Annotated in this window: 4 protein-coding genes; all 4 read left to right on the top strand. The window is 57.7% G+C overall.

Annotated features, from left to right (window positions below):
- On the top strand, positions 1-753 hold a 753-nt coding region (locus tag QCM77_RS45545; RefSeq protein ID WP_279669502.1), incomplete at its 5' end, for a cupin domain-containing protein.
- 227 nt (positions 754-980) lie between these two features.
- A complete protein-coding gene (locus tag QCM77_RS45550; RefSeq protein WP_279669501.1) occupies positions 981-1,661 on the top strand; it encodes a hypothetical protein in 681 nt (226 codons plus the stop codon).
- A 176-nt stretch (positions 1,662-1,837) separates the two neighbouring features.
- Positions 1,838-2,167, top strand: coding sequence for a hypothetical protein (locus QCM77_RS45555; RefSeq protein ID WP_279669500.1), 330 nt, complete (start codon positions 1,838-1,840; stop codon positions 2,165-2,167).
- 124 nt (positions 2,168-2,291) lie between these two features.
- Positions 2,292-2,570 carry a hypothetical protein gene (locus QCM77_RS45560; protein WP_280097095.1) on the top strand — a complete coding sequence of 93 codons (279 nt, stop codon included), beginning with the start codon at positions 2,292-2,294 and terminating at the stop codon, positions 2,568-2,570.
- Positions 2,571-2,762 lie beyond the last annotated feature (192 nt).

The raw sequence follows: 2,762 nt of genomic DNA on the forward strand, positions 1-2,762 counted from the left end.
AAGGCATTCCGGCAGCAACGTCGTCTGCTGGCGATCCACCCCTTGAACGAAACCCCGCATCAATTCCCCCCGCGATTCAGCAAGAGAATCATAGCATCGACGGAGTTTTTACACAGCCTGGACCCGACGCGGACATCCGGCCTCGAAAAAGACACCGCTTGTGATGGTAAGGTGCCTCTCCTCAAAATCATGGTCACGGAGGTCGAGATGACCGACACCTCTCCTGCGAATGCTCCGTCTGCTTCCTCGATCCCCGCCGACGATCCTGGTCGCGTCCTGACGGTAGCCGATCCCGACGGCGCCGGCGTGCCGCATATCTCGGTGGCGGGCGGCACTTACACGATCCTGGTGTCGGGCGCGCAGACCGCGGGACGCTATTGCTTGGTCGATATGCTGGTGCCCGCCGGCGGTGGCCCCCCGCCGCATCGCCACGACTTCGAGGAAATGTTCTCGCTGCTCGAAGGCGAACTCGAGTTCACTTTTCGCGGAAAGTCGCACACCGTACGCGCGGGATCGACCGTCAACGTTCCAGCGAACGCCCCGCACGCGTTTAAGAACCTGTCCGGCAAGACGGCTCGCATGCTCTGCATGTGTACGCCGGCAGGACAGGATGAATTCTTTCTGGCGGTCGGTTTCCCCGTCGAAGGCCGCACATCGCCACCGCCGAAGCCGACCCCGGAAGACCTGGCCGAGAAGGGAAAACTGATCGCGGCCCTGCTGCCGAAATATCGCACCGAGATCGTCAAGATGTGAGGCACATCCGCCTGACTGACAGCCAAGAATGGACGGCGGCCGCCGCAGAGTCGAGAGATCTGGAATGTCTGCTTGAGAGGGTAACGTCAGGCCTGACGTGCGACTCGCAGCGATGTTGGCATGTGACGCGAAGCGGCTGATGATTAGGCGATCAGTCTTCAGAAGCCGATGATCAATACGATTTGAAACAACCCTCTAACTAACGCGAAAGAGGGCTCGCCTAAAGGTTGTCGGACGAGACCAAACAACGCGATGACGAGGGTTGGCGCTTGCAGTATTTGAAAGCACAAGGGAATTCGCGCGGCGTACCCCTCGCAAAGAAGTCGCATCGGAAGGTACCCGCCATCGATAGATTTGCCCTCTGGGTATCAACGAGCCGAACGGTCGACGGGCTTTGGGTCGGAAGCACGGAAAGGAAACCACAACCCGGCTTGCGCCGCGTTGAAGACGCGCTCCGACTGATCAAGGACCATGATCTCCTTAATTACGCCCGCACTATCAACAACCTCGAACGAATATGGCTGCGCTTAATCCCAAATGCTCTCGCACACTACGACCCCTTGCTGAGCGCCTGCGTAATCGACGAGCGTTTTGTTCTCCCAGAAACAACGACGCTCGAACGGATCGCATCCACAATAGTTCATGAAGCGACTCACGCAAGGTTGGACCGCTGGGGCATCAACTACGATGATGAACGGGCGCGCTCGCGGATCGAGGCAATTTGTCTTCGGCGAGAACTGAATTTTGTTGGTAAGTTCGCGCACAGCGAGCCGCTGCAGGAGGAGATTCACGCACACTGGAGTGGTGCGTTGGCGATGATGACTACTTTTCAAACCTGCGCTTCCAAGAGCGTCACGACCAAGGCGAGGATGAAATATTTCGCTATGTGGGAATCCCCGATTGGCTGATTAGAGCCGCGCTGAAACTGCGGGCGGCCATTTCCGTGGTACATCAATTGGCCTCCCGTTCCACTGGTCGGCCCTCGCGGCGAAGCGTAGATGCGTGAACTCATTTGATGTCTCCTTCTGGCCTCAGCCAACCCGTCGGCCTAATGCTGAAGGGCACGAAGGCCCTCGCATATCTCATGGATATCGTTGGTCATGAGGCAGGCGTCTGTATTCGGTATTGGCGCATGTTCGACAGGTATGTTGTTCTGGGTCGCTTGATAATGCGCGAAGTGACTGAACCATGTGCTGACCTGCCGCAACTCCAATATCGGATGCTTTTCTACGCCTTACTGGGCCACGAGTGGCGGGTTGATGCCATGCTTTCCCTCTTGAGCGAACCTGGAGCCTGGTCCGACGGCCGCGAACGGCGCTTCGGCGAGTTGCTTGGCTACGAGGATTGGCAGGTCGACTATTGGCTGACGCATCGTCATTCGCTGACAGGTGCTCAGTCTGCTGTCGGCCCATAGTTGATCTGCGGCGCGCAGCCCGTCGCGGACCGCTTGTGGACCCGAAGTAGACGTTAGGCTGGTTACGTTGCCTTTTCCACCGCACGTTGAGGGATCTTAAATCCTGAACTGCTAACTGGGTTGTATGGCCTGGATTGTTGCCTTCGCAGTCTTAGTGTTTATTTACCGTCATGCGACGCGTGCTGGCGACCGGCTTGCGGAACTGAAACCGACGGGAATGCTGCGCTCGCCGCTGTTCTACGCACAAACGGCGCTCCTTTGCGTTCTATTGATGCTTATGTTGGCTCCGGGTTACCTTCCACACGAGCGTTGGGCTGTTGCCGCCTATCTTGTCGTCCTGGTGATTGTGGTAGCAGCGCTCTTGTTCGTGCGGCGCGCATTGAAATGGCGCTACCCCGTTTAAAGCGATCACTTCCGCTTCTGGCCCAGGCTGTGTGAAAACCCCGTCGATGCTATGATTCCTTGCTAAATCGGCGGGGGAAGTGATGCGGGGTTTCGTTCAAGGGGCGGATCGCCAGCAGACGACGCTGTTGCCGGAATGCCTCGATGATTGGGTCGACGAGAGCAATTCTATTCGCGCGGTCGATGTGTTCGT

Origin of the sequence: Bradyrhizobium nivariense (assembly GCF_029846695.2) — a bacterium.
In the GTDB taxonomy this organism is placed as follows: Bacteria; Pseudomonadota; Alphaproteobacteria; order Rhizobiales; family Xanthobacteraceae; genus Bradyrhizobium.

What these genes read in the sequence shown, in the direction of transcription:
- QCM77_RS45555 (WP_279669500.1), top strand. Translation starts at nt 1,838, where the DNA reads ATGGATATCGTTGGTCATGAGGCAGGCGTCTGTATTCGGTATTGGCGC.
- QCM77_RS45560 (WP_280097095.1), top strand. Translation starts at nt 2,292, where the DNA reads ATGGCCTGGATTGTTGCCTTCGCAGTCTTAGTGTTTATTTACCGTCAT.